The sequence below is a fragment of the Sphingomonas sp. 28-62-20 genome, assembly GCF_002281505.1.
In genome coordinates this window covers 70,465-88,557 of record NZ_NCGH01000021.1, presented here as the reverse complement: position 1 = coordinate 88,557, position 18,093 = coordinate 70,465, and the positions used below count along the sequence as shown (strand labels likewise).

The following is an 18,093-nucleotide window of genomic DNA, read 5'->3' as shown; positions in this document are numbered from 1 at the left end:
ATAATCTGCTCTTCGCTGAACCTGCTTGCCTTCATCATCCGACTCCCTTGGTGGGCCGGACTCTACTCAAATCTGGAGGAAAACGCGGGGCTCAGACCAAATTGGTCACGCCTTCGCGGATGACGTCTCGCGCCGTTACGCCGCCCTTGTAATGCTCGGCGATGAATTTTTTGAGGTTGATCCGTGCCATCGCTGCCTGTTTAGTGAGTGACCGAGGGTCAAGCAATTGCAAGATATGCGACTAAATGGGCTGGCACAGCTGTATCTTTAGCGAATGACGGTTCTTAGGATCTTCGCGATTTTAGTTCAATGGCCACCATTGGAGCGCAAAGCCGCCCGCACCTCACCTCACCAAAACCCCGCCACCACCGTCACACTCGCCGAAAACAGCGCCCGGCCATCCGCAAGCCACTCAATAAACGCAGCCCAGCCAGCTAAATTCGCGTCGCCGGTTCGCCCTTCCCCTCCGCCCGCACCGCGCCAAGGCCAATGCTCTGCCCGGCCGCAACAATTCCCCGCGCGCCGCCCCAAGCCCTTGTCGCGCGCAATCCCGCGCGGTGAATGCGACGTTCATCCACTTTGGCCAGCTTTGGGTAATGCCGCGCGATTTAGGGGTTGGCGGTGTCGTTACGCTTGCGATCCCGATTGTGTTTTCCGGCGCCCAACCCGGCGTCTGGGGTTCGCTGGCGTCTAGCGGCGATGGCGTGCGGCATTACTGTGCCGATGCTCCCCTTGTTCCCGGATTTTGATCATGAACGCGCCGATGGTTTGTAACAGATCGCCTAATCGGGGCAGGGCAGCGGTGACCTTGAACCGCGCGGCCTGCATGGTCGCGCGGGTCGCCGCGCCCTGGGCATCGCGATGACGCAGGCCCAGCCTGTGGCCGTGATGGCATCGGCGCTTGCGCTGTGTCGGCGGCATTTTGTCGCCGCCGCTGCCTTTAGCGCGCTCGTCAACCTGCTCTACATCGTCCCGACGATCTACATGCTGCAAGTCTATGATCGCGTTGTGCCGACGCAGGGGCTGCAAACGCTGGCGTTCCTCACGCTTGTCCTGATGTTTGCGTTGATCACGCTGGCATTGCTTGATCAGGTGCGGACGCGGCTGTTGGTGCGCGCCGGGGTGCAGCTTGATGCGGCCCTTGCCCCGCTGATCCTGGATGCGACGCTGGGGCGGCCCGATCTGCCAATTGCGCGCCAGGCGCTGCGCGAGTTTGATACGATGCGCAGTACGTTGACGGGGCCCGGCATGATGGCGCTGTTCGACGCGCCCTGGGCACCGATTTATGTGCTGGTGTGCTTTGTCGTGCACCCCTTTTTGGGGCTGGTGGCCTTGTTGGGGTGCGCCATCCTGCCGCTGATCGCCTGGGCAACCGAGCGATCGACGCGGGCACGGCTTGATCATGCGCAGGGGATCGCCGCCGCTTCCTATGCCAGCCAGGATGGGTTGCTGTCCTCGGCGGACAGTCTGCGCGCGCTCGGCATGCGGCGGGCCATGGTTGCCCGGCAGCTGCGCCAACGCGACGCGATGCTGGTCGCCCAAACCGATGCGAGCTTCGCGGCGGGTGGCTTTTTGACGGTGACGAAGTTTACGCGGCTGGCCTTGCAATCGCTGGCGCTGGGGATCGGCGCGTTGCTGGCGATTGAAAACCAGATTTCAGGCGGGGCCATTTTTGCCGCATCCTTCCTGATCGCCCGCGCGCTCGCGCCGATCGAGCTGCTGATTGGCAGCTGGAAGAGTATCAGCCAGGCCCGGCAAAGCTATCGCAGCCTGGACGAGTTGCTCGCCAGCACGGTTGCGCGCGCGCCCGCGACACAATTGCCGCCCCCGCGCGGTGCGCTGGTGCTCGACGGCGTGACGGTGCTGAACGCGGCGCGCGACGGGGCGATCGTCAACGGCGTGTCGCTCCGGATCGAGCCGGGGGAGGTCGTCGCGGTGATCGGGCCAAGCGGGGCGGGCAAATCCACATTGATCCGCGCGATCGCCGGCGCGCTGGTGCTCGATCGCGGCATCGTGCGGATTGACGGCGCGAATGCGCAGGATTGGGACCCCGAAAGGCTCGCCCAGCATATCGGCTATCTGCCGCAGGACTCGGCCCTGTTTGCCGGGACCGTGGCGGAAAATATTGCGCGGTTCAGCGGGGAGCTTGGCGATCATCGCCCCGCGATCGATGCGGCGGTGGTTGAAGCAGCCGATAAAGTCGGCGCCGACGCGCTGATCCGCCGCCTGCCGGGCGGCTATGATTACCCGCTCACGCTTGGCGGTCGCGGCGTATCGGCGGGGCAGGCGCAGCGGATTGGCTTGGCGCGCGCCGTTTATGGCAACCCGGCGCTGCTGCTGCTCGATGAACCCAATGCGCATCTCGATGGCGAAGGCGATAGCGCACTGGTCGCCGCGCTGGAGGCGTTGAAGGCGGACGGGCGCACGATCCTGATCGTGTCGCACAAGCTCGGCATCCTCCCCGTTGTCGACAAAATCCTGGTCCTGCGCGATGGTCGGGTCGATCTGTACGGGCCACGCGACGAGATTGTGCCCAAGGTGACGCCGCCAGCGTTGCGCCGCGTCGTGCCTGCAACAATGGCGGCCGCATCATGAACGCGCCCTTCGTCCCACCCCCGCAGGCGGCTTTTCCCGCGCCAGCTACCCCTACGCCTGCCGCCCCCAACGTTGCCGATCCCGCCCGCGATATTCGCACGGGCAGCGTCATTGCCGCGCTCTTCTTCGTGCTTTTCCTCGGCTGGGCGGCGTTCGCTCGGCTTGATGCTGCTGCCTATGCACCGGGCACCTTGGTCGTCTCTGGTCAGCGCCAGGCGGTGCAGCACCGCGATGGCGGCGTGGTCGGCAAGATCTTCGTCCGCGAAGGCCAGCGCGTCGTGCGCGGCCAGATATTGCTCCAACTGGCCGCAGCCGAGGTGCAGGCGCAGGAACGCGCGCTGGCATCCCAATCCATCCGGCTCTTGGCGCAGCGCGCCCGGCTGGAGGCGGAGCAACTGGGCCAAACGCGGATCACCCCTCCGCAGGAATTTGCGACCCTCGAGCCAGAGGATCGCGCGCAATCGCTCATCGCGCTGCGCTTGCAACAAACCGAGCTATCCGCCCGTGCAGCGGTGCTGCAGGCACAGCGTGGCGCGCTTGGCCAGCGCGTGGCGCAATCGGCAGAGCAGGGGCGCGGCTATGGCCGCCAGGCAGTGTCCACCAAGGAGCAATTGCGGCTGATGGACGAACAGATCGACGCATTGCGGCCGATCGCGGAAAAAGGCTTTGTCTCGCAAACCCGCATGCGTGAGCTGGAACGCGCGCGCGCCCAGCTCGACGGCCAGCAGGGCCAGTTCAGCGCCAGCGTCGCGCAAACGCGGGAGGCAGCGCGCGAGAGCGAATTACAGATGCTGGAGGCGCAGCGCAGTTTCCGCGAACGCATCGCCGCAGACCTGCGCGATATCGACAATGGTCTGGGCGAGCTGCTCCCCAAATGGGCGGCCGCGCGCGATCAATTGGCCCGCACCGCGATCAGGGCGCCCGCCACGGGGGCCATTATTGGCCTGTCGATCTTCACGCCCGGCGGCGTGATTTCCCCCGGCCAAAAACTGATGGACATTGTGCCGGAGAAAACCCCGCTCAAAATCCAGGCCCGCATATCGCCCAATGACGCCGATGATCTGGCGATCGGCCAGCGCACGCTCATCCGCTTTCCCGGCCTGCACGAACGCACCCTGCCCACCCTGGAAGGCAAGCTCACGCGGTTGTCCGCTGATAGTTTTTCGGATGAGCGATCCGGCGGCAGTTTCTTCACTGGCGAAGTCACGGTGCCCCGTGATCAGCTGCACCTGATTGGCACGGTGCGCGGGCATGATTTCGCCCTGCGCGCCGGCATGCCTGTCGAGGTGCTGATCCCCCTGAAAAAGCGCACCGCGCTGGATTATATCCTGGAGCCCTTGTTGGGCAGGCTTTGGGCGTCATTTCGCGAGCAGTGAGCCGGGGTTTTCGGTATGGAGCGGGCGCGGACGCCAAACCCGCCCAGCGCAGCTGGCCGGGAGACGGCAAAGGCCCGGTCGGAGGGCGGAAAAGCCAACCCATCCGACGACGCGGGATCTACGCCTGCGATGGGTGGGTAGCGACGCTCAAGGCAAACGAGGCCGCATCATCATCTCGCGCAGCCGATTGGTAAGTTCTTCGATCCGATACGGCTTTGCGATGATCTCGCTGCCCGCGAGATAGTCCGGCAGCACATTGGATTGATCGTAACCAGAACTGAACGCAAACGGGATTCCCCGTTCGTTGAGCACTTCAGCGACGGCCCACGACATTTCGCCGTCAAGATTGATGTCTAACAACGCCGCGTCAAACGTTTCGGCCTTGGCAAGCGCGATCGCTTTATCGAGCCGCGTGGCGGGGCCAATGACTTGCCAGCCAAGGTCTTCACACATCCCCTCAACGGTCAGAAGCACGAGGAAGGAGTCCTCAACCACCAAAAGCCGAGGGTGTTCGGGCATCGCCCGTGTCGCATCTCCCCTCGTGGCGGTCAGCGGCTTTGCGACAGGGATGGTCGTTAGTTCGACCAGCGACGATTTGGGCAAGATGATGTCGCAGATAACACCGCCGGGTTCGTAGCGAATGGTCGCGCCGCCCCCGGTTTCGAGCGCCAACGCGCGTTCGATGAGGTTTGATCCGAACCCCCGCTGTGTCGGCGGTTTGACAGGCGGACCGCCTGATTCGGTCCAGGACAAGCCCAGGCCACCGTCTTCGCGCAATTGCCAGGTGACATCGACACGACCGCCGACCACGGAGAACGCACCATATTTTCCGGCATTGGTCGCAAGCTCATGCAGCGCCAGTGACAATGACAGTGCCGATTTTGGGGTCAGCACCACATGGACGCCGCTCATGGCAACGCCGCCGGGTGCGTGGCCATAGGCTTCAATTTCCTGTCGCAGGAGGCCCTCGACTGAAACACCCTCCCACCTGCTCTGCGTCAACAGGTTATGCGCCTTGGCCATCGAGTGAATGCGCTTGTCGAGCCCCTCGACAAAACTCGTTAACGATTCAGCACTTCGGCTAGAAAGAGTGACAAGCGCCTGGATGTTCGCGAGCGTGTTTTTCACGCGGTGATCGAGTTCGGCCATCAGCAGTTTGTCGCGGTCGTGCGCCGCTTGTCGCTCTCGCGATGCCGCCTCGATTCGGCGCAACACCACATGCAATAGCGAGATCCGCAGATCGAATGCTGAATCAGTTTCCGCCGACGTCCATGGTAGCGCACGTCCGCGTACTGTGTGTTTCCATACCTCAAATGATTTACGCGGAGAGAGTCGATCTCCGTCGGGGCCGGTCGTCATTGGTTTGGCCGGGTCGCCCGCCCACAAAGCCGTTTCGACCAATTCAGGCCGAAACCAGAGGATAAAATCTGCCGGATCGCGCGATACTGCAATGACCAGAAGGCCCGATGCGACTTCAGTGAACGCCTGTGCAGGCGGATAGATTTCGCTCAAACGATCCGTGGCAAAGGTGCCTTCGGTTTCGACCATGTACGACGTTAGCCATTCGGTCAGCTCGGTGATTTGTGTGCGATCCGGGGTCACCCCTAGAAAGGTGATTTCTCCCTCAACGCACACGGCAACGCCGCCGTTGTGCGCGCCATCAAGGGCGATGTCCCCGCCGTGGATGTAATCGAGCAGATTGGGTGTTTGCTGGGTGAGACCAAAAGCATAATCCCCAACACCCGCGAGGTTGAGCATCAGTTCTTGGAGGATCTTGCGGCTCGCAAGCCGTGTCTCGAACTGCTCACTCTTTTCGCGTGCCTCGATCTGAAGAGAGAATATCGAGCCGAACAGCTCGCACGCCGCGCGCAAGTGGCGCGGCAGCAGACGCGGGCTATTGTTGTGGCAGGCGATCAGTCCCCACAGCTTGCCATCGACGATGATCGAGATCGACATCGACGCATCGATGCCCATGTTACGAAGATATTCGCGGTGGATTGGCGATACATCGCGCAGGATCGCGAAACTCATGTCCAGCGGCTTGCCGGTAAGGGGGTTCAGGGCGGGCGTCAGCGGTGCCGGATCATAATCGACCTGCGTAATCAGCCGCAGCCAGCTTTTCAGGTACAGCGCGCGCGCCTGTTGCGGGATATCGGCCGCAGGATAATGAAGGTCGAGAAAAGGAGCCAGTTCAGGCGCCCGGCTTTCGGCAATGACCCAACCTGATCCGTCGGCCATGAAACGGTAGACCATCACCCGATCATATCGCGCCATACGCCGGACGCTGGCGGTCGCCATCTGACATAAGGCGCTCAGCGACGTTGCTACCCCAAACCCCTCGACCATGAGTTGTACTGCGGAGAGCGGATCAGTGAAGAACGGATCACCCGGCTCGCCCGCCTCGAATTCGATAATGAGATTGCCATCGACGCGGTGCGCACTGGCATCGAGCGGACGATCGGGCATGACGCGCAGAAGCGGATCGAGCAGATGGCGCGGCTTGACGAGGTCGCTTTCGTTACAGAGCGCCTGGAGATGATTGATTTGGCCTTCGGAAAACAGCGTATCGACGGGTCGATCGAGCAGCGCGTCGATGGGGCGGCCCAGTAATGCCAGCGTATCGCCTGCCGCCTGAAGGACGTGCAGCGTGCCGCTTTCCAGCACCAACATCGCGCCGTGGGGGAGGATCGCGCCGGGAATATGGATCGGCTCGCGATCGCAGTTCGTCAAATCGACCTGGTCGCGCTTTAGTGTCCGGTCAGTCATACCCATCGTTCCATCCCTCGAGCCATTGCTCGAATATTGCGAAAGTGTGGGTTGCTCCCGCGACAATGGCCGCCTGGGCCCACGCCCCGGCTTGTGCGCTCGACAATTGGTCGAGATAGGCACGCCAAACCGCCCCGGTTTCTGCGCCATGGCCAGCAAAGAAGCAGCGGCCCTTGGTCTCGCCGGCGCCCAGCAAGGCGTCAAGCTGTCGCGCCAGCCCGCGCCCGCCAAGCGCAGAACCCTCCACTACATAGCGCGCGCCCAGCAAATACTCGGCTGACGCTTTTGCTGGAAAGGCTATGGAGCGGGGCAATGCGGCCAAGGACCTGGGATCGACACCCAGATCAATTAAATCATGTTCGAGCCAAACCGTGCGATCGGGCACAAGATTGGCCGCCACCTCGAATGGTCGGTGGAAGCCGTACAGGCGGCGTAACAATGCGGTGTAGGCGGCTTTTCCAATAGTGCCCGATTGAACTGCCGCGAGCCCCGAATGGCTGTGGAGCCTTTCGTGAACCTCGCTCGTTGCCTCTCGCAAGCGTTCGCGCAGATTTGGAGCGGGCGAACACGCGGACCCCGAAGGGTACTCAAGGGCGATCGCATGGATATCCATCACGAAGGCGTCAAATCCAGTTTGTCGCGGAACCGACGCCAGGAAACCGCCCCGACAAGCGTGAAGCCTCTCGCATGCAATCTGCGCGGAAATGGGCGCTGGTAAACTTTGCTCAGAGAAATAAGCCGCCGATCAACGCGGACGACACCCTCAACTGATGATGTTACGCCCCCGATATAACCGACAACGCAGATTTATGGCATTTGTTCCGCGGGCCCTAATCAATGATCATGCGGGCCGTCCCAGATGAATTATTCCAAGGCCGGGCGTCGGCGAGCCGAGCCTCGCTTGGAGCTACCGCACGGCGATTTACCAAATGTCCGCTGTTTGACCCGCTAGTTCTGGTCGCTTTTTGCAATGGCCGGTTCCATTTTGCAGGAACAGCGGGCCGAGATGGAATTGGTGAGGGAGCCGCTAGCGACGCGGGAATAAATCCCGCGTCTTCGTCGGACGGGCCGGGCGTTGCCCGCCCGCCGGCCGGTCTGGGGCGTCTCAGGATTAGCTTGCGCTAATCCTGTGCGCCCGGCGCCTTATTTTACGCGTTCGACTTGCTCGAAGTCCAGTTCCACGGGCGTCGCGCGGCCGAAGATCGATACCGATACCTTGACCTTCGATTTGTCGAAATCGAGTTCCTCTACGGTGCCGTTGAAGCTCGCGAACGGGCCGTCGAGCACCTTTACGGCATCGCCAATCTCGTAATCGACCTTGACCTGCTGCTTGATGTTGGCGGCGGCGGCTTCTTCCTTGGTGGAGAGCATCCGGGCCGCTTCGGTCTCGCTGATTGGCTGGGGCTTGCCCATCGATCCCAGAAAGCCAGTGACCTTGGGCGTGTTCTTGACGAGGTGATAGACATCGTCATTCATGTCGAGCTTGGCGAGCACATAGCCCGGCATAAATTTGCGTTCGACTTGAATCTTCTTGCCGCGCCGTGCCTCGGTCACCGTTTCGGTGGGGACTTCGACGGCTTCGACCAGCCGATCGAGCCCCATGCGGGTCGCCTCCGCCATGATCGAATCGCGAACCTTGCCCTCGAAACCCGAATAGGCGTGAATGATATACCAGCGTGCCATGCGTTAATGCGTCCTTGCTTCCACGCTTATTTTGCGAACGACAGCAACAGTTTGACGATCGCTTCGAAAAACGAATCGACCGTGAAGAAGAAGACGCCGAGCATCAGCGTCATCACCATCACCATCACCCCGGTCATGATCGTTTCGCGCCGGGTGGGCCAGACAACCTTCTTGGTTTCGGTCTGCACCTGACGGAGGAATTCGAGAGGGGTTGTCTTTGCCACGTTGCTAAAACCTGTTCAAAAGCCCCGCGTCCGGGGCAAAGAGCCGCCGCCCGGTCCTTGTCGAACCGGCCGCGCCCATCCCCATTTTCGGAATAGGAAAAGCATCTAGCGAGCCCCCTGCAGAAACGCAAGGCCAGCGGGCAGATGCGGTTGAATTGGGGAAGTGGGGGAATTGGGGAATTGGCAGGGGAGCTCGGACTCGAACCGAGGGCCTTCGGTTTTGGAGACCGACGCTCTAACCAGCTGAGCTACACCCCTACGCTGCCCAACCCCTTAACCGCGCCCTGCGGCGGACGCAAGAACGCTGTGTGCGGCGATATGTCGGGTGAGTTTCGAGCGCTTGCGCGGCGCGTTCAGGCGGCTGCCTGGGCGCGGGCGGCGCGGTTGACGACGGCGCGGGCTTCTTCCACCGGCAGCGGGCGGCCGAAATAATAGCCCTGCACCTTGGTACAGCCAAGTTCATAGACCATGCGGTGTTCTTCCTCGGTTTCCACGCCTTCGGCGGTGGTGGCCATGCCGAGCGATTGGGCCAGTGCGACCACTGCGCGGATGATGGCAATCGCTTCGGGCACCTTTTTGGACGCACCCTGCACAAAGCTGCGATCGATCTTGATCGACGAGAAGCGCGTACGGCTCAGATAGCCAAGCGAGGAATAGCCGGTGCCGAAATCGTCGAGCGATAGCTTCACGCCCAGTGCCAGGATTTTTTCGAGCACCTTGATCGCGCCTGCGCCCTCATGCAGGAACACGCTTTCGGTGACTTCAAGTTCCAGCCGGTCAGGCGGCAACCCGCTATTGGCGAGCGCGGACGCGACCACGTTGACAAAGCTGGGGGTGGTCAGTTGCACCGGCGAGACATTGACGGCGACGCGCACTGGATAGTCCCAGCGGGCGGCTTCATCACACGCGGTGCGCAACACCCATTCGCCAATCGGCGCGATCAGCCGGGTGTCTTCGGCCAGCGGGATGAACTTCACTGGTGAAATATTGCCGAGCTCCGGGTGGGTCCAGCGCAGCAGCGCCTCAAAACCCGTCAGCGCTCCGGTTTCGGCGCTGACGACCGGCTGATAGTTCAAATGCAGTTCGCCATTCGGCAGCGCCTTGCGCAGCGCCATTTCCAGCACGCGGCGTTCCTCCGCAACGGCATGAAGCTGCGGCTCGTAAACATGGCAGACATTGCCGCCCGCGTCCTTGGACCGGTATAGCGCCAGATCGGCGGACCGGATCAGCATCTCGGTCGTCCGGCCGTCGCGTGGACCGATCGCCATGCCTAGACTGGCGCCGATATACAGGATGTTCTGATCGATATCATAGGGCTGGGCGATCGCTTCGATGATCGCATTGGCGAGACGCTCGATCCGGTTGCTGTCACTGGCGTCGCTGATGACGATGGCAAATTCGTCGCCGCCCAGCCGCCCCACCATTTCGCGATCGGTCACCAGACCGCGCAGCCGATCGGCGACCTGAATCAGCATCCGATCGCCAACCGGATGGCCAAGCGTGTCGTTCACCGCTTTGAAGCGATCGAGATCAATCATCACAAAGGCGCAGCGGGAATTCCAGCGCTCTGCATCGGCCATCGCGCGGGAGAGCGTTTCGGTAAGCAATAGCCGGTTGGCAAGCCCGGTGAGCGCATCAAATCGAGCCATGCGACTGATCTTGTCGGCGGAGGCGCGCGCTTCGGTAATGTCGGAGCCCACACCGCGAAAGCCGATGAACTTGCCTGTTTCGTCGGTGCGCGGTGTTGCGGCGATTTCCCACCAGCGTTCAACCCCGTTGATCTGCACTGGTACGACCAGGTCGCGAAAGGCTTCGCGATTCTTCAGCTTTTCGGCAAGGATGCGCAGCCCCGCCGAAAAATTGCCCGATTCCCAGGCCGAACCGGCCAGCAATTGGAGGAAAGGCATTTTGTTGATCGTTACCGGATCCATGCCGACGGCATAGGCAAAGCGCGGCGATGCGCGCACGATCCGCTTGGCCGAATCGATTTCCCACAGCCAATCTGCGCTCTGGTCTTCCTCTTCGTTCAGCAACAGGCTCACCGTCTCGTCGCGCTCGGCCAAGGCAATTTCGTTCGCGCGGATGATCACCAGCGATTTCGCTCTGCTGAAGCATCCAATCATCAGCAGCAGGGTGAACAACAGGGCAGTGGCGGCCATCAGCGGCCCACTGGCAAAGGCGAGCACGATGCTGATCGTGCCGCCTAACAGCGCCAGAAAACTCATCGTGGCGAGCGGTAATGCTGCCATCGCTACCGACGATGCCGTCATCAGCACCGGAAGGATGACCCATAGGCCCAGCGAATCGCCCATTTCCGCCATGATCGACAGAATAATCGGTGGTACGGACCATACCGCCCCAAGCGCAATGCCCTCCAACGCTGTCGCCTGGACTGCTTCAATCGGGGCCGTCGGCGCGAGCAGATAGGTTGGACTTAGCCGGCGAAAGGTAATGGTCGCACTGACAGCCGCAATGACGATACCCCAGCCCACCAGCGCCCATGGTGGCAGGATCCGGGCGGCCAGCAAAATGACAAGCGCTGCACCGATGACGTTGGTGGCCAGCATGAAGAGCGCCAATTGGCGACCGGCATGTAACTGAGCAGCGCGGATCGGGCCCCAATCCGTTGAATCCGCTGGATCATAAATGCCCAGCAATGCGCGGGCATCTATTTTCGGCTGAGCAAATTGCGAGGCGGATTTTGATGGCACAAGGCCATTTTACATCGCCGTTGGTTAGCAGATGGTTAGAAAAAAGAGACGTCGGGTGCTTTTTTAGGCTGCGGTCAGGCAGCAATCGCATAGGGTTTGATCTCACCATTGAGATACAGATTGCGCGCCTTGGCGCGACTGAGTTTGCCGGAACTGGTGCGGGGCAGGGTGCGCGGCGGGATCAGTTCGATCACGCAATTCATGCCGGTAACGGAGCGGACCTTCTCACGGATGGCTTCGCGCAACCGGACCCGTTCATGCTCATCTGAACTGCGGCATTGCACAAGGACTGCTGGGGTTTCTTCGCCGCCCGGGGTAGTGATCGCAAACGCTGCAATGTCGCCTGCCTTAAAGCCGGGCAGCTGTTCGACGGCCCATTCGATATCCTGCGGCCAATGATTCTTGCCATTGACGATGATCATATCCTTGGCGCGTCCGACGATATAGACATAACCGTCTGACATATAACCCATATCGCCGGTATCGAGCCAGCCATCGACCATGCAGGCAGCGGTTGAATCGGGATCGCGGAAATAGCCATCCATGATCGATGGACCCTTGCACCAGACCTTGCCGATTGCGCGGTCAGGCAGCGGGGTGCCATCTTCTTCGCGCACTTCGACCGCCATATCGCGCACCGGCTTGCCGCAATTGACGATCGCGCGATAGCGCTGCGGGCGGTCCTGCCCGGCTGAAACGCCGGACAATTGAGTTTCTTCAACCAATTCGACGCGAATGCCCTCACCCGGCGGCATGATCGATACAGCCAGCGTCGCCTCGGCCAAACCATAGCTGGGAAGAAAGGCGCTCGCCTTAAAGCCGGCCCCTTCAAAGGCATCGACAAAGCCCTGCATCACATCGGGGCGGATCATATCTGCGCCATTACCAGCAACCCGCCAGCGCGACAGATCAAACCGGCCCGACGCCTTGGTCTGGCTCGACATGCGCCGCGCGCAAATATCGTAGCCGAAGGTGGGGGAATAGCTAACCGAGGTAGCGGCATTGCGGGTGACGAGATCGAGCCAGGCGAGCGGTCGGCGCGCGAAATCTTCTGTCTTCAGATAATCGACCGAAATCTGATTGGCGACTGGCGACAGGAAGCAGCCGACCAAGCCCATATCGTGGTACCAGGGCAGCCAGGAAATGACGCGATCGCTCTCGATCAAATTCATGCCATGGCTGTGCGCGGCAAGATTGTTGAGCAAGGCGCGGTGGGTAACCGCGACGCCATGCGGAAAGCGCGTAGAGCCGCTCGAATATTGCAGATAGCCGATATCGTCGGGCTTTGCCTGCGGCAGGGGAGCCGCAGTGGCAGGGCGCGTGGCAAGTTCGGCCCAATCCATGCCCGCAACACCGCCGAGTCGCGCCGCTTCGCCGGCCATGTCCGCCAGTTCAGGTGGGTAAATCAGCAAAGATGGGTCGCAGCTGCCGAGCTGAACGCGGATTTGATCGATATAGGAATCGCGGCCGCCAAAAGAGGTGGGCAGGGGCAATGGCACTGGCCAGGCACCGGCATAGACCACGCCGAAAAACAGCGCGGCGAATTCCGGTCCCGTTTCGGCGACCAACGCAATCCGATCGAGCGGCTTTACGCCCATGGCGACCAGACGGAGGGCTGTATCAATCGCATCGCTGCGCAATTCGGCATAGGGGTAAGGACGCGAGAGCGACCCGCGGGGATCGTGGAAGTTTAATCCCCGCTTGCCAGCGGCCGCGTAATCCAGCGCTTCGTTAAGCGTATCAAAATCAGCAAACCGGCGCGGCAGATCATCAAAAGTTGCGGTGGGCACAGGCGCAGATGGCGAAGTTTCCGCCGCGACCTTATCAATGTGCGCCATTTCCGAACCCATGTTTACTACCCTTGATCGCGACTTCTTGAACCGAAGCCGCGGATAAGTCGATCACTCTGCCTCGAGCAAGCGTTCAAAATCCAGTGTGAGTGTGGCACAATGATGGCATGCGTGTTGCCAGGCCGCCAACCAAACCCCTTGATAGCCCCGCTTTGGAACGGTTGGCGCTCCGCTATGTCGAGCGTTTCGCGACCACAAGGGCGCGGCTGACCACCTATTTGAACGGCAAGATAAGGCAGCGCGGCTTTGACGGTGCAGTGCCCGACATAGCAGCAATTGCCGAGCGATTCGCGGCGGCGGGGTATATTGATGACCGCGCCTTTGGCGATGCGCGGGCGCAGGCAATGGCACGCCGGGGGCTTGGCGCGCGCCGAGTGGCGGGGGCTTTGCATCATGCGGGCATTGGCAGCGAGGATAGTGCCGCTCTCGCACCCGCCATTGCCGATCGCGCGATTGAGGCTGCGTTGACCTTTGCCCGAAAGCGCCGGATCGGCCCCTATGCCACTGAAATACCAGACCGCGCCGTGCGAGAAAAGCAGATCGCCGCGATGATCCGCAGCGGCCATGATTTTGGCCTGGCTCGTCGGATTGCGTCGATGGCGCCGGGGGATGACACCAGCGAGATCGCATAACAGCTGTAATTCAACGGCAGGAAAGCGGGCGATCGCTGCGAAATTGCCAAGGATTTACCTTCTGATTTTGTGTGCTAATAATCGTTACGGGGGAGTAAGTTTTATGCGGGTTGGGCCGCACGCCAATCTTGAGCCTGCGGACACACTTGATCGGCAATGTGCCGATGGCGGCGAACCTATGTCCGACAAGTCGGGAGCGATTGAACGCACCGTCAAAGGGACATTGAAATGGTTCGATATTACCCGCGGATTTGGTTTTCTGGTCGCTGACGATCCTGCGATCGGCGACGTTTTGATACATTTTTCAGTCCTGCAGGCGCATGGTCGCCGTAGCTTGCCAGAGGGCACGGTGATTGAATGCGTCGCCGTTAAGCGCGATCGCGGTTTTCAGGCGCGCGATATTGTTGAGATTGACCTGACCAATGCGGTTGAACCGCCGCCCCGCGCGCGGGTTACGGGTGTACGAATTGATCCGGACGCGCTGATCGCCGACGCTGGCGAATTTGAACCGGTGACCGTCAAATGGTTCAATCGGCTCAAAGGCTATGGTTTTCTGGTGCGTGATGCCGATTCAGCCGATATATTCGTCCATATGGAAACGCTCCGCCGTGCCAATATCGGCGAAGTGGAGCCCGATCAGCCGCTGCGTGCGCGGATTGTCGAGGGACAAAAGGGTCCGCTTGCGGTGCTGGTCGAACGAGAAGGCTGACACTTCATGTCATTGATGCAGCATCGCCGTGCCGCCGCGGCGTTCGGCCTGATCGTGCCGCTGCTTGTGCTGCTGCCGGGCTGTTCGGGCAACGGGCTAACCGGAACCGCCACGAGCGAGGCCAAAGCGGCCACGATCGCGGTAACGATCAAGAGCAGCAATGGCCTGCACCGCTTCCAGGTAGAAACTGCCAAGACCGAGCAGGAACAGCAGCGCGGGCTGATGTATCGGACGGATATTTTGCGGGATGGCGGGATGCTGTTTGCGCCCTATCCGCCGAGCGGGACGCCGGAAGAGGCGAGCTTTTACATGAAGAACACGCCAACGCCGCTTGATATCATCTTCATTCGTGCTGACGGATCGATCGCGCGTATCGCAGAAAACACCACGCCGTTTTCGGAAGCGCCGATCTCATCGGGTGAGCCGGTCGCAGCGGTCCTTGAACTGGTTGGTGGCCGATCGGCAGAATTGGGCATTGCCGAGGATGACATGGTCGACTGGCAAGGACGCGCGGCCCGCCCAGCCAATGCCGTGGCCAACACTGCATCTGCCGGCGCGGCCAGCAATTGATCCCGGAGGCGCGAGAGGCGGTTGCTGCTAGCGCCGCCAACGGCTAAGCGGCGGCTATGGGCGTTCTTCAATCGATCTTCACCTGGTGGAACGGGGCCACCATCGGCACCAACTGGGCATTGCGGGGCAAGACGCGTGTCGGCGAGGATTCGCTCGGCAACGTTTATTATCAGGGCGGTGTCGACATGAACGGCATTGCCCGGCGCTGGGTGATTTATGCCGGCGCCAATGACGCCAGCCGCGTGCCGCCGGAGTGGTTTGGCTGGTTGCATCATCAGGTTGAGGCGCTGCCCGATCAGGCGTTGCCACCGGCGCGACGCTGGCAAAAACCGGCCCTGCCGAATCAAACCGGCACGGCGCATGCCTATCGCCCGGCAGGTGCGCTTGAGCAGGGTGGCCGACGGGCCGCCGCAACCGGTGATTACGAAGCGTGGACGCCGGGCGAGTGAGGCCCTGGCTGCTGGCCGGGGGCGGCGCGATTTTGCTTGCGCTGTGCATTTGGGCGGGCATCCGTTTTTTCGGTGGTACGCCTGGGGACGATGTGGCGATCAAATCGGTTGGCACCAGCGTGCTCGACCAGGTCCAGGCCGGTTCCGATATCGTTACTGTCGATGTGACCCCCGATTTGCTGCAGTTGAAGGGCGCAACACCGATGGCGGAGCGGGTCGCGGTGCTCGGCCTGCTCAACAAGCGCAACGGCGTGGCGCGCGATATTACCTTGAAGCCCGGCCAAGCGGTGCGCGTGGGCGATGTCGTGGTGCGGCTGCGGGCGTGCGAACACACCGCCCCCTGGGAGCAGGAAGAATTTACCGGCGCGTTCGTCCAGATGGATGTCCAGCAGCCCGACCGCAATTGGCGGCGCGCCTTTTCAGGCTGGCTGTACAAGGAGCGACCAGCGCTGAACGTCGTCCAGCACCCGATCTATGACGTCTGGACCAAAAGTTGCGCAATGCGCTTCCCCGAGGGCGGCGAAGCGGTTTCTGGCGCGAGCCGATCGAGCGCAAAGAAGTCGCCGACGGCGAGTTCGGATGGCGAGGCGACCCCCGCCGAAACCGCAGCAGCGCCAAGCGCGCCCGCGACAGCGCCATCGACAGCAGCGGACAGCAGCCCGAGATAATCGCGCCGACTAATCTCGGTTGCGCCGAGCGAGGCGAGATGATCGGTTTGAAACTGGCAATCGAGCAGCGTGAAGCCACCAACGCGCAGCCGCGCGACCAGCCAGGCCAGCGCCACTTTTGACGCATCGCGCGCGCGGCTGACCATGCTTTCGCCGAAAAAGGCACGGCCCAGCGCCAGTCCATACAGCCCGCCGACCAGCTGATCATCGTCCCAGCATTCGATCGAATGGGCATATCCCCTGTGGTGCAGTTCGGTAAAAACCGCCTCGATCGCGGGATTGATCCATGTATCGGGCCGATCGACGGCCGAATCGGCGCACAGCGCGATGATGTCGGCAAATGCGGTGTCGGCCGTGACGCGATAGCGATCCCCCACCACCGTCTTCTTCAGCGAATGCGACAGATGGAATCCATCCAGCGGCAGGATCGCCCGCCGCTTTGGCTCAACCCAATAGACGCTGTCCGCGGTGCGATGGTCGGCCATCGGGAAAACGCCAACCGCATAGGCGCCCAGCACCAGCTTGGGATCGAGACTCGTCATCCGTTTCGGTGCTGTCAGCCTTTGCTGGCCGGGGTTGCCAACCGCTTCTCGATGATCTGCCAGAGCTGGGCAAAGGCCTGGCCCGAGGGCGATTTTGCCGCGAAACTGCCGACCGGGGCGCGGCGCACCGTCATCGATTCGACCACGCTCGCCATCGGGATGACTGGCCAATCGGGATGACGGGCCAGCGCTTCGCCATGCAGCTTGCGGCGCTTGTCGACCATCGAATGCACGGGCATCAGCTGCGCGCGTTTGCCGAGCTGATCGACCACTTCGGCATAGGCGCGCTCTGACAGGGGCGATGGGATGACGGGCACGACGATAAGGTCGGCCGCGCGCATCACCTGATCGCTCGTCTCGGTCAGCCCCGGCGGGCAATCCAGCAGCACGCGATCATAATGTTTGCCGACGGACGCCAGCAATTTCGTCAGCAGTTTTTTCTTGTCGATTTCATGAAACAGCACGTCGAGGCCACGCAGCGACGAATCCGCGCCGATCAGATCGAGCCGTTCTATCGCGGTCTTGCGGACCAGCTTGGCCGGATCGACATCCTTGGTGAAGATTGATTGCGCCTGATCCTTGGTCTTGCGATCGGTGAGCATGAAGGTGGAGGCGGCCTGTGGATCAAGGTCCCACAACAAGGTGCGGCGCGCCGATAGCATCGCTGCGCACCAGGCAAGATTAACGGAAAGCGTCGTTTTGCCGACGCCGCCTTTCAGGCTGTAGATCGCAATAGTCGCCAAGGGGCTTTCATCCTCCGTGGTTGGCAAGCCATCGTGCCCAACCAAGCGCGCGGGCGCAACCCATTGCGGTGCCTGCACAGAAATAGGGCCGGTGGTTCAATGAACCCCGGCCCAAATCTTGATGCGGCGATGATGCCGGAATGTGGTGCTGTTCTTACTTCTTGCAGGTCTGGCTGGGCTTGCCAGGTTGAGCCAGCGTGATCGCGTCGGGCGTGCCGGTCAGCGAATAGCCATCGGCAACAAAGGGATCGCCTGCCTTTTCCGCGGTCAGCTTGATCGGTGCATCGTCGCGCTGGCCGCGCAAATTGACCTGCATATTGCCCGAGAAGAAATCGACCATGGCAAGGCTGTGATCCTTGCACCGAAAGGTGACTGTCGCCTTGATTGACGGCGGCAGGACAACCTTTGGCGCTTTTGCCAGCGCCTCGGCCTGCGGATCGGGTGCCTGATCGGTCACCGTTTCGGGCTTTTGTTCACATGCCGCGAGCGGGAAAACCAGCAGAGCGACGGCGGCGATGAGGAGGGTTTTTTTCATAGCGTCGAAATGCTTCGCGTACGCAGTAAGTTTCGTCAAG

At 61.5% G+C, this 18,093-nt stretch carries 15 protein-coding genes, 1 tRNA gene and 1 pseudogene; 7 read left to right on the top strand and 10 right to left on the bottom strand.

Annotation, left to right across the window (positions count from 1 at the left end):
• Positions 1-861: 861 nt before the first annotated feature.
• Both B7Y43_RS15965 and B7Y43_RS15960 read left to right on the top strand, forming a co-directional pair.
• Positions 862-2,595, top strand: a complete 1,734-nt coding sequence (locus tag B7Y43_RS15965; protein WP_374132666.1) for a type I secretion system permease/ATPase — start codon at positions 862-864, stop codon at positions 2,593-2,595.
• Positions 2,592-3,971: an HlyD family type I secretion periplasmic adaptor subunit gene (locus B7Y43_RS15960; protein WP_374132665.1), complete on the top strand. Its 1,380-nt coding sequence runs from the start codon at positions 2,592-2,594 to the stop codon at positions 3,969-3,971. Before B7Y43_RS15965 ends, B7Y43_RS15960 begins: the two co-directional genes overlap by 4 nt.
• A gap of 147 nt (positions 3,972-4,118) precedes the next feature.
• Here B7Y43_RS15960 and B7Y43_RS15955 read toward each other — a convergent pair whose 3' ends face one another.
• From B7Y43_RS15955 to B7Y43_RS15925, 7 genes are all read right to left on the bottom strand, one after another.
• Positions 4,119-6,737 (bottom strand): HWE histidine kinase domain-containing protein, encoded by a 2,619-nt coding sequence (locus tag B7Y43_RS15955; RefSeq protein ID WP_374132664.1) that lies wholly within the window; start codon positions 6,735-6,737, stop codon positions 4,119-4,121.
• Complete coding sequence (locus B7Y43_RS15950; RefSeq protein WP_374132669.1) at positions 6,730-7,350, bottom strand: biliverdin-producing heme oxygenase; 621 nt, start codon at positions 7,348-7,350, stop codon at positions 6,730-6,732. The genes B7Y43_RS15955 and B7Y43_RS15950 overlap by 8 nt, the downstream gene beginning before the upstream one ends.
• Positions 7,351-7,880: 530 nt before the next feature.
• On the bottom strand, positions 7,881-8,420 hold the full coding sequence (gene nusG / locus B7Y43_RS15945) for a transcription termination/antitermination protein NusG (RefSeq protein WP_374132663.1): 540 nt from the start codon (positions 8,418-8,420) through the stop codon (positions 7,881-7,883).
• A gap of 26 nt (positions 8,421-8,446) precedes the next feature.
• The gene (gene secE, locus B7Y43_RS15940; RefSeq protein ID WP_374132662.1) at positions 8,447-8,644 is read right to left on the bottom strand and encodes a preprotein translocase subunit SecE; all 198 of its coding nucleotides are present in this window, start codon (positions 8,642-8,644) and stop codon (positions 8,447-8,449) included.
• Positions 8,645-8,825: 181 nt separating this feature from the next.
• Positions 8,826-8,902 (bottom strand) — tRNA-Trp (locus B7Y43_RS15935).
• Positions 8,903-8,997: 95 nt separating this feature from the next.
• Positions 8,998-11,211, bottom strand: a complete 2,214-nt coding sequence (locus B7Y43_RS15930) for a putative bifunctional diguanylate cyclase/phosphodiesterase (RefSeq protein ID WP_374132661.1) — start codon at positions 11,209-11,211, stop codon at positions 8,998-9,000.
• Positions 11,212-11,429: 218 nt separating this feature from the next.
• The gene (locus B7Y43_RS15925; RefSeq protein ID WP_374132660.1) at positions 11,430-13,193 is read right to left on the bottom strand and encodes a fatty acyl-AMP ligase; all 1,764 of its coding nucleotides are present in this window, start codon (positions 13,191-13,193) and stop codon (positions 11,430-11,432) included.
• Positions 13,194-13,312: 119 nt separating this feature from the next.
• Here B7Y43_RS15925 and B7Y43_RS15920 point away from each other — a divergent pair, with 119 nt between their 5' ends.
• The 5 genes and pseudogenes from B7Y43_RS15920 to B7Y43_RS15900 all read left to right on the top strand — a co-directional run.
• Entirely contained in the window at positions 13,313-13,837 is a 525-nt protein-coding gene (locus B7Y43_RS15920) for a regulatory protein RecX (protein WP_374132659.1), read from the top strand.
• 178 nt (positions 13,838-14,015) lie between these two features.
• Positions 14,016-14,546 carry a cold-shock protein gene (locus tag B7Y43_RS15915; protein ID WP_374132658.1) on the top strand — a complete coding sequence of 177 codons (531 nt, stop codon included), beginning with the start codon at positions 14,016-14,018 and terminating at the stop codon, positions 14,544-14,546.
• A 6-nt stretch (positions 14,547-14,552) separates the two neighbouring features.
• Positions 14,553-15,116, top strand: coding sequence for a DUF192 domain-containing protein (locus tag B7Y43_RS15910; RefSeq protein WP_374132657.1), 564 nt, complete (start codon positions 14,553-14,555; stop codon positions 15,114-15,116).
• Positions 15,117-15,172: 56 nt separating this feature from the next.
• The gene (locus B7Y43_RS15905) at positions 15,173-15,565 is read left to right on the top strand and encodes an NADH:ubiquinone oxidoreductase subunit NDUFA12 (protein ID WP_374132656.1); all 393 of its coding nucleotides are present in this window, start codon (positions 15,173-15,175) and stop codon (positions 15,563-15,565) included.
• Positions 15,566-15,768: 203 nt separating this feature from the next.
• Positions 15,769-16,002 (top strand): annotated as a pseudogene (locus B7Y43_RS15900) (DUF2155 domain-containing protein); the annotation flags it as partial.
• Between the two features lie 35 nt (positions 16,003-16,037).
• Here the strand turns inward: B7Y43_RS15900 and aat are convergent.
• The 3 genes from aat to B7Y43_RS15885 all read right to left on the bottom strand — a co-directional run bounded on the left by aat (position 16,038) and on the right by B7Y43_RS15885 (position 18,053).
• Positions 16,038-16,775 carry a leucyl/phenylalanyl-tRNA--protein transferase gene (gene aat, locus B7Y43_RS15895; RefSeq protein WP_374132655.1) on the bottom strand — a complete coding sequence of 246 codons (738 nt, stop codon included), beginning with the start codon at positions 16,773-16,775 and terminating at the stop codon, positions 16,038-16,040.
• A gap of 14 nt (positions 16,776-16,789) precedes the next feature.
• Positions 16,790-17,518 (bottom strand): ParA family protein, encoded by a 729-nt coding sequence (locus tag B7Y43_RS15890; protein ID WP_374132654.1) that lies wholly within the window; start codon positions 17,516-17,518, stop codon positions 16,790-16,792.
• A gap of 154 nt (positions 17,519-17,672) precedes the next feature.
• Positions 17,673-18,053, bottom strand: coding sequence for a hypothetical protein (locus tag B7Y43_RS15885; protein ID WP_374132653.1), 381 nt, complete (start codon positions 18,051-18,053; stop codon positions 17,673-17,675).
• Positions 18,054-18,093: the final 40 nt, after the last annotated feature.

Excerpts from the sequence above, each read along its gene's own strand:
- B7Y43_RS15955 (WP_374132664.1), bottom strand. The coding sequence starts at position 6,737 with ATGACTGACCGGACACTAAAGCGCGACCAGGTCGATTTGACGAACTGC.
- B7Y43_RS15905 (WP_374132656.1), top strand. The coding sequence starts at position 15,173 with ATGGGCGTTCTTCAATCGATCTTCACCTGGTGGAACGGGGCCACCATC.
- B7Y43_RS15930 (WP_374132661.1), bottom strand. The coding sequence starts at position 11,211 with ATGCTGGCCACCAACGTCATCGGTGCAGCGCTTGTCATTTTGCTGGCC.
- B7Y43_RS15925 (WP_374132660.1), bottom strand. The coding sequence starts at position 13,193 with ATGGCGCACATTGATAAGGTCGCGGCGGAAACTTCGCCATCTGCGCCT.
- B7Y43_RS15915 (WP_374132658.1), top strand. The coding sequence starts at position 14,016 with ATGTCCGACAAGTCGGGAGCGATTGAACGCACCGTCAAAGGGACATTG.
- B7Y43_RS15920 (WP_374132659.1), top strand. The coding sequence starts at position 13,313 with ATGCGTGTTGCCAGGCCGCCAACCAAACCCCTTGATAGCCCCGCTTTG.
- B7Y43_RS15965 (WP_374132666.1), top strand. The coding sequence starts at position 862 with ATGACGCAGGCCCAGCCTGTGGCCGTGATGGCATCGGCGCTTGCGCTG.
- B7Y43_RS15950 (WP_374132669.1), bottom strand. The coding sequence starts at position 7,350 with ATGGATATCCATGCGATCGCCCTTGAGTACCCTTCGGGGTCCGCGTGT.
- B7Y43_RS15960 (WP_374132665.1), top strand. The coding sequence starts at position 2,592 with ATGAACGCGCCCTTCGTCCCACCCCCGCAGGCGGCTTTTCCCGCGCCA.
- B7Y43_RS15885 (WP_374132653.1), bottom strand. The coding sequence starts at position 18,053 with ATGAAAAAAACCCTCCTCATCGCCGCCGTCGCTCTGCTGGTTTTCCCG.
- B7Y43_RS15910 (WP_374132657.1), top strand. The coding sequence starts at position 14,553 with ATGTCATTGATGCAGCATCGCCGTGCCGCCGCGGCGTTCGGCCTGATC.
- aat (WP_374132655.1), bottom strand. The coding sequence starts at position 16,775 with ATGACGAGTCTCGATCCCAAGCTGGTGCTGGGCGCCTATGCGGTTGGC.
- nusG (WP_374132663.1), bottom strand. The coding sequence starts at position 8,420 with ATGGCACGCTGGTATATCATTCACGCCTATTCGGGTTTCGAGGGCAAG.